General features: G+C 39.5%; 12 protein-coding genes. 1 reads left to right on the top strand and 11 read right to left on the bottom strand.

Annotation, left to right across the window (positions count from 1 at the left end; genetic code table 11):
* The 4 genes from ACODS7_RS30360 to ACODS7_RS30345 form a co-directional block, all read right to left on the bottom strand.
* The coding region (locus ACODS7_RS30360) for a terminase large subunit domain-containing protein (protein WP_488828350.1) at positions 1-825 on the bottom strand (825 nt) is incomplete at its 3' end.
* Positions 761-1,297, bottom strand: coding sequence for a hypothetical protein (locus ACODS7_RS30355; RefSeq protein WP_243168540.1), 537 nt, complete (start codon positions 1,295-1,297; stop codon positions 761-763). The genes ACODS7_RS30360 and ACODS7_RS30355, both read right to left, overlap by 65 nt.
* Positions 1,298-1,564: 267 nt before the next feature.
* The gene (locus ACODS7_RS30350) at positions 1,565-2,137 is read right to left on the bottom strand and encodes a recombinase family protein (RefSeq protein ID WP_243168541.1); all 573 of its coding nucleotides are present in this window, start codon (positions 2,135-2,137) and stop codon (positions 1,565-1,567) included.
* 154 nt (positions 2,138-2,291) lie between these two features.
* Positions 2,292-2,474: a hypothetical protein gene (locus ACODS7_RS30345; RefSeq protein ID WP_488828352.1), complete on the bottom strand. Its 183-nt coding sequence runs from the start codon at positions 2,472-2,474 to the stop codon at positions 2,292-2,294.
* A 217-nt stretch (positions 2,475-2,691) separates the two neighbouring features.
* Between ACODS7_RS30345 and ACODS7_RS30340 the strand changes: the two genes are divergently transcribed.
* Entirely contained in the window at positions 2,692-3,138 is a 447-nt protein-coding gene (locus tag ACODS7_RS30340) for a hypothetical protein (protein WP_243168542.1), read from the top strand.
* 83 nt (positions 3,139-3,221) lie between these two features.
* Here ACODS7_RS30340 and ACODS7_RS30335 read toward each other — a convergent pair whose 3' ends face one another.
* From ACODS7_RS30335 to ACODS7_RS30305, 7 genes are all read right to left on the bottom strand, one after another.
* Positions 3,222-3,683: a L,D-transpeptidase gene (locus ACODS7_RS30335; RefSeq protein WP_243168543.1), complete on the bottom strand. Its 462-nt coding sequence runs from the start codon at positions 3,681-3,683 to the stop codon at positions 3,222-3,224.
* 346 nt (positions 3,684-4,029) lie between these two features.
* A complete protein-coding gene (locus ACODS7_RS30330; RefSeq protein WP_144519466.1) occupies positions 4,030-4,404 on the bottom strand; it encodes an ArpU family phage packaging/lysis transcriptional regulator in 375 nt (124 codons plus the stop codon).
* A 157-nt stretch (positions 4,405-4,561) separates the two neighbouring features.
* Complete coding sequence (locus ACODS7_RS30325) at positions 4,562-4,780, bottom strand: hypothetical protein (RefSeq protein WP_243168544.1); 219 nt, start codon at positions 4,778-4,780, stop codon at positions 4,562-4,564.
* A 166-nt stretch (positions 4,781-4,946) separates the two neighbouring features.
* Entirely contained in the window at positions 4,947-5,750 is an 804-nt protein-coding gene (locus tag ACODS7_RS30320; RefSeq protein WP_243168545.1) for a phage antirepressor KilAC domain-containing protein, read from the bottom strand.
* Between the two features lie 234 nt (positions 5,751-5,984).
* Positions 5,985-6,173 carry a hypothetical protein gene (locus ACODS7_RS30315; RefSeq protein WP_243168546.1) on the bottom strand — a complete coding sequence of 63 codons (189 nt, stop codon included), beginning with the start codon at positions 6,171-6,173 and terminating at the stop codon, positions 5,985-5,987.
* Positions 6,170-6,904 (bottom strand): sigma-70 family RNA polymerase sigma factor, encoded by a 735-nt coding sequence (locus ACODS7_RS30310; RefSeq protein ID WP_243168547.1) that lies wholly within the window; start codon positions 6,902-6,904, stop codon positions 6,170-6,172. Before ACODS7_RS30310 ends, ACODS7_RS30315 begins: the two co-directional genes overlap by 4 nt.
* On the bottom strand, positions 6,888-7,310 hold the full coding sequence (locus tag ACODS7_RS30305; RefSeq protein WP_243168548.1) for a hypothetical protein: 423 nt from the start codon (positions 7,308-7,310) through the stop codon (positions 6,888-6,890). Before ACODS7_RS30305 ends, ACODS7_RS30310 begins: the two co-directional genes overlap by 17 nt.
* Between the last annotated feature and the right edge of the window lie 166 nt (positions 7,311-7,476).

The raw sequence follows: 7,476 nt of genomic DNA, 5'->3' as shown, positions 1-7,476 counted from the left end.
ATATCGTTTCCTTTCTTGTATGAATTCAAGTCCATATCGCTCGGGCCACAGCGGTGCTCCTACAGCTCGTCCTATCACATCGTCTTCCTCAGCTTCCAGTGGGAGATTGTAAACTTGCCACGGTAACGGCTTCCCGTATTCTTCACTTAGCAACCTACCTTGTAAGTCGTCTTCGTGCCATCTTGTGAGAATGAGGATAACAATCGCGCCTGGATGTAAACGTGTGGAAAAAGAATCAATCCACTCATCCCATATCTTACTCCGGTGCGTTTCACTATCCGCTTCTTCGCGATTCTTAATCGGGTCATCGATAATCATTAAGTCCGCACCCATACCCGTAATACCAGATAATACACCACGTGAGATCATACCACCTATTTCATTATCCAGTAACCACTCATCATGCGCCGAGCTTTCTTTTGATATATGGATATCGAATAAATCTGCGCCATACTGTTTCACCTTTTCTTTATTCTTCTTACCGAAACGACGAGCGAATGTATCACTATAACTTATCTCAATCACTCTATCCTCAGGAAAGTTCCCCAAATAATACGATGGTAAGGTCTCCGTAATGGTCATCGACTTACTATGACGCGGTGGCATATTAATAGCAATGTATTGGTTCGTGGTTGGAATCTCGCCTGCGTTCATTTGTTTCTTTTTATCCATCGCTTCCTGAATGACACCACCAACAAACTCACTATGCGGTGCTTTCTTGTATCTACCTTCATGGACATAACACACATACTCATAATAATCACGACGTGCTATTTCCCTTTGTATCTCCTCCACTGTCGGCAGGCTTGGTAAGGATTGACTCAATTTGTTTCAACTCCTCCACAGACAGGTTGCTCAGTTCCGGCTTTTGTACAACGGTTTGTTTCATTTCACCACTATGATCAATCTCACGTCGGTCACGCCACACCGTTGGCTTTCGATTCTTAAGCCAAAAGATAATGGCTGTTGTATCAGGTGGCACTTGTCGCTTCACTCGTTTGGTTTCTATGCTTTGCAACTCACCGTCTACCTTCTCCCTCTCCACAGTGACTTCTTCATACGTATAACCTGTTGCTCGTTTAAATAGTGCATTCTCTACTTCACGGTCTGATACTTCTTTTCCTTTTGCTAGTGCTTGTATAATGAGTGGATGCCGATTCTTCCAATTGCTCAGCGTGGAACGACTCACACCCATGTTATGTGCAATCTGTTCTTCTACCAGTCCATCACGTGCCCATCCTTCTATTTTTAATAGCCCTTCTTTTGTTAACCAAGGACTTGCCTTCCCTTTCCCCATATCTACCACCTCTTCCTATTTCTTACGTTCCCTACACTACATATATTTGTTATACTGATTTCAAATGAACTCTTGGAGGTGTTTCCCCATGCTTGTACGTGTCAAACATTTTGTCAAGGTAACTGGCTTTACCTATCTCATCTCATTGAGTGGAGATATCGCACTCGCTATTCATTACCAAGATGTGAAAAAGACTTTATATATGTATCTAAATAGAATCCAGGCGACACTTTCATCCTATCCAAAATAAAAAGTAGCGACTTTTCGCTACTTTACATGTGTTGTATTGTTTTCGTTTTCTCGTATATATCTGTATAGGGTTGCTCTTGCTACATCAAACATGTCACATACTTCCACTTTTGTTTTACCAGCGTCCAGCATTTCCATCATACCTGCAATCTGTTGTGGTGTATGAGCTTTCTTTCTACCGCCTTCACGTCCTCGTGCTTTTGCTGCAGCCACACCGCTTACCACACGTTCATTAATTACCTCTCGTTCCATTTCAGCCATCGCACCGAATATATGGAATAAAAACCTGCCCATCGTTGTCGAGGTGTCAATCCCATCTTTCATCGATACAAAATGAATGCCTTTTTCATGAAACTCTTGGAGCAAGTTCACAAGCTGATGCATCGTTCTTCCTAAACGATCTAACTTGTAGACAACCAATGTGTCACCTTTTCGAAGCTTTCCAAGAAGGGATTGAAGCTCAACCCTATCTTTTTTCGCTCCACTTTCCTTCTCTGTGACGATTTCTTCACACCCAAACTGCTTTAATTCGTCCCATTGCATATCTACAGTTTGGTTTCTTGTTGAAACACGCGCATATCCAAATATCATACAACCATCACCCCTTACCTTTGATGGTTTCATTGTATCAATTTCGCGTATCAAATTCAATAGTTTTTAATACATAGTTTTGACACACAGCGAACGTTACTAATAGGCTCTATGTCTGAACGTCTCATAATCTACAGTTTGTGAGACACTCTATTCATTGAGAATGATGCTTCCATCCAACTAAAATGGCTTTGATACACGCTTTTTCTTCCTTATCAACCTGCGTTAGCAGTGTATCAATTACTCCACTATCCGTGTGAGCTACCAAAAAAGCTACGATTTTTGTCATACCGTTCACATAAGCAGTTGCATCTTCACTTTTCCCATTCATTTGCATTGAAAACGTAGCGTTAGCACGCATAATTTTCACCTCACCACTTCTCTTATCCACCACATGCACTTTTCTTTTTAGATGTCTACGTTGTCCACTCCACTTACAATAACTATTTCCTTTATCACAAAAAACTACAAATATATACAAAATCAAACAGAAAAAGCAGGAATTCAAACTGTGTTCTCCGAATCACTATGATAAAAATAGAAGGAGTGATTGTATGCAAAGTATTGGTGGCTTTACCATACGATGTGTTAGTTTTTTATATGAACACATCATACTGTATTTCATTTTATTAGCTTTTAATATTGCATTAAGTGTATTGCTTATGGATTGGATTAACGCTGTTCCTACTAGCGAAGGAGCTCTTGAATCTTTTCAATTACTGAGTGGTTACTATTTTGGAAATACCGAAGCGTTTTGGCAAACATTCTTCCTCTCTTTATTAAATGGGACAATTTGGCTCTTACTATCTATGGTTCCCATTACACTTGCTATAACAGGCAGTGAACACTATAACCATTGGTTACGAATTACTTTTTTTGTTATCGGACTTACTTTCTTCATTACTAGTTTATATTTTATTGGACATGCACTTACTCTATTCGGAACATTACTGATAATAGGTGGTTTAGCATGGTTAGCTATAAAGGCCTTAAGCGAATAAACTAAGGTCTTTTTGCATAGCTCTTTTGCTTCAAAATAGTGAAAGCACCCGCTATGGATGCTCCTTCTCAATTATCATCTTCACTACTGAATAATAACAGGTGTTCCTTTTGCTACATGATTGTATAGCCACTCCACATCTGCATTCTTCATACGAATACATCCCGCGCTTACCTTCATTCCAATGCTTCCAACTTGATTTGTTCCATGTATCCCATACGTATTGCCTGCTGTTTCATGTATATTTAAGCCCAGCCATCTTGTTCCTAGCGGATTATTCGATGCCCCACCTGCAATATTCCCTTTATAGAAAGGACGATTCTCTTCTTTATATATAACAGTAAATCTCCCTGTAGGCGTCGGACTTTCATCTCGACCGGTTGCAACTGGGAATGATTTAAGCAACAGCTTGCCTTTCACATAATATAATGTTTGTTCGGATCGTTTGATAAGAATATAATGTCCTGTGTGGGTTGCTGCTTGTACGGGCTGGATAGAACTCCATACTATACTAAATGTTATTATGAACGTACAAATAAACTTCAAATGATACCACCTCCTACCTATACTTTTCAGCAAGAGGTGGTATTTTATACAGTGAACAAGCTGACTATTCCTCTAAATAAAATCACAGCCACCTTGGTATATAAATATAAAATAAATTCTCGTGGTCTTTTCGTCCTGTCGCGGGTTCCTACCGCCCATGCCCGTTCTTCGGTAACGTTTTGATAATGGGGCCCCACTCACATCACTTCCCATGATGGCGGATACGCTATCCCCACAGCCTCCTGTCTTCCGAACAGTAACTGTAAGAATATCGTACCTCCGATTCCAACTTAAAAAGGTACCCGATTTAGTGCCCAAAATAGTACCCCAAAAGTTCCATAAATTTTTATATCATCTCTAATGCAGTTGCAAAATTCAAAATCCCTGACTTTCGTTTCCGATAAAACTTACCGCGCTTCATCCCTAATACCGTATAAATATAATCATCATTTAACTCTGTTGCGCTCATATATTTCATTTCCAATATTCGTTGCTCGTCTTGATCTAGCGCATGTTCAAATGCACGATGCAATTGCCTATACTTCAGTTCATGGACATCTATCTTTCGTAATTCTGGAAATAAGATGTCTGCACCTACCTCCATTCGTTCTCGCTGATTCTGAAAGCGAACACGTAACACCTTATACTTCTTCAATTCTTCTATCACAAAAGGGCGGATTTCTTTCTCATCAACATAGGTAAAAAAAGATAATTGATTCATCGATACCCTCCTGAATAAAATTTTGAATATCGTTCATACTATGGATAAGCCTCTATCAGGCAAGGCTTATCTCTATTTATTACCGATTGTTGACTGAATTTCTCCTTTCTGGTCGGAACACAAAAAGCGGTTAGTTTTCTAACCGCTTTTTGTGTTATTATTCTTTGGCAGACTTTATTTCAAATCCAATTACTAATTCCGCTAGTGCGTCCATCAGATCATGGACCTCATTTATATCACATGTATAAAAGTACATTTCCTTTCCGTCTGGAAACATAATCATCGCCCTCGTGCCAAATGTTCCTATTCTTACTCCTTGCCACTCACACCACAAACATGTATCCGCATTAATATGACATGTACAAGCGCTACTCATCGTCTCTCCCTCCTCTAAAAACTCCCAATATTTTTACCATCTATTTTAAAGTGCTTAATTCCTAAATTGCACGGTCATCTCACACCCGATACCTATGTGACATTCAAAAAAGATTCTAACGCGAATTTACCCAGTTCTATGAGGTCACTTTTCTGCAGTATAAAATTTATACCGCCTCCTTATCCATTTCTGGAATAATACCTCGTTTCGTCAACATATCATGGATAAACAACCTACCTTTTTGTGTCCAGCGCGTATTCATCTTTACAGATTTGCTACCATCCGAATGTGTCACATCAATTGTTTGCGATTTCGTATACCCTTTATTTTGATGTTTCGCATACAGGAGCCATTGATTGTTTACTTTGTACTGTACTTTTTCATCCTTTAAGATTTTATTTAATCGTACTGCTGACAACCCATAATCAGCTGCAATTTGCGAGACGGTTACCGTATCTTTTGACTGAAGAATTTGATCGAAGTATGTAATCTTAGATGCGTTCTCTGCGACTTGCTGTGTTAACATGAGATTCTTGTGCTCGGCCAATTGCCTTGCCTGTTGCTCATGTTTGAGTTGCGACGCGAGACCAATGAGTAAATCTGGATCTTGTAGTAAAGCATTTATCGTAGGGGGTGTCATGTAAGCCCCGTGTTTTCGAATGCTTGGGAGTACTTCTTCAAACACCCATTTTTCAAATTGTTCTGCTTGAGGAAGTTTGGATTTCACGATTAGACGATATAAGTTCGGTTCATTGATAAATCTCTTTTCAACTGTTTGATTTTTCTCTTCAATAACCACTGGGCAAATCGCCCACCCGTCCTCTTTTGTATGTTGTTTCACTGCTTTGTGTGGATCAGCATATCCAAGAACTTTTGCGACATCAGTTGCCGGAAAATACTCTTTTCCATCCTTGATAAGAACTTCTAAATTGCCGAACATGTTATGTGCAAATGTTTGTATTTTTGTCATTTTTCATTTCCCCTCTCTATTCAAATAAGAATTTCATTTAGTTTTTATGCATTTTTTTATTTAGTTCGAATACATTACTATTAAACCAAGAAATACACAGGTTACTCTGGACCAGTTTCCTTGTATTCCTTGTATTCCTTGTATTCCTTGTACTGAGAACCTGTTATAACTAACAGGTTCTTTCATTACGTATTCCTCCATTTTTTAATAGAATTCAATAATATTCAAATGCACTTACAACTTATTCGTATCCTTCCACATTCGGATTGGCATCAATAACAATAGCAAAATGAGAAATCCCCATCCGACATTAATTATCCATTCATACTTTGGAAATCTAGTTACATACAAATACACGATGTAACCGATTGGAATATACATTAAAATAGCTATCATCTTTACAAATGCATTGGTATATTTCATTTCCCTAATCCCTGCTCTTTCCCAAACTCAGCGGCTCTTTGCTGGATTCGTTTTAATATTCGACTAACTTGAACCTGACATCTCCCCACTCTATTCCCAATTTCTTGCTGCGTTTTATGTTTCGCATGCATATCCCACACAATCAATTCTGGGCACTCCAGTGTTTGGTAAAAGGATTGAAGGACCATATGATTCTCCACTTCTCCCAACTTATGTATTGCTTGTGTATCTTCCAGCATATCTTCTAACAGGATTTCTTCCTTACCACCACTCGCTGATGTATACATGACATCCTGTAAAGACTTTGTATTGGGTTGATATTGCAATGCCTCGTTCACATCTGGAAGAGGTACACCCAGTTGTTTACAAATCGTCTCTGCATCTTCCTCCATCAATCCTTGCCTCATCATTTTTCCTCTCAGTATATATAAGGCTCTAGGCACCTTTATCTTGTGACTATTCATAATGAGCTTTCCAACTTCTCCATGAATTTTTGGTATCGCGTACGTAGAGAATTGATAACCGAGCTCATGGTTAAAATCCCTTCTCGCTTTTATGAGACCAATCATCCCGTACTGCACCAAATCCTCCATCTCCAAACCTGTATTCGCTTTAACTATTTCTAACATGCCTTTATATCTCTTCCAGATAAAGTGATGTACCAAATCTTCATACTTACTCATAAACTCCTCATCTGGCATCGCTCTCACATCTTCAATCGCTTTCATCATGCCTAGTTCTCCTTTTTCGCTTACTTGACTTCTTCGGCACCTGATTCGGCCCTTGCCATAACCCTTGCTTTCTCCATTTATTTTTTACTTTTCCAACGTAAGAAGGGCTTCGTTCAAACATGATACTAATTTCTTTATCTGGAATCCCCTGTTTATTGAGTTCCCTTACACGATCTGGTGTCAATCCATCCGGAATATTTCCAGGTTTCCCTGCGCGTTGTCTCGGCTCTGTATCAAAATACCTACCCAACTGGCGTAACTTCTGACCAGTCGGGCAATTCGCACAAATGCTGATACTGAAACTCGCATCATCTGAACGATTGTAATAACACCGTCTACATTTCTGTTCGATGATATCGCCAATCTGATAGGTAAGCTGGATGCGTTCTTCTCTGGTGAGTTTCATATTCCTCACCTACAATATGGCTTTCAATGCGATGCCTAATGCTTGCGCTCTTGCTTGACATTCTAGGCGGTGTTTCCGTTCCGTTTCAGCAGTTTCTTCTGCCGCGCTGATTCTGATTTGCACTTTACGTAACTCAGCTTCCAGTTCCCATTTCTTCTCGCTTAGC

The organism is Bacillus sp. FG16, assembly GCF_057809515.1.
This window is presented reverse-complemented; position numbering and strand designations above follow the sequence as displayed.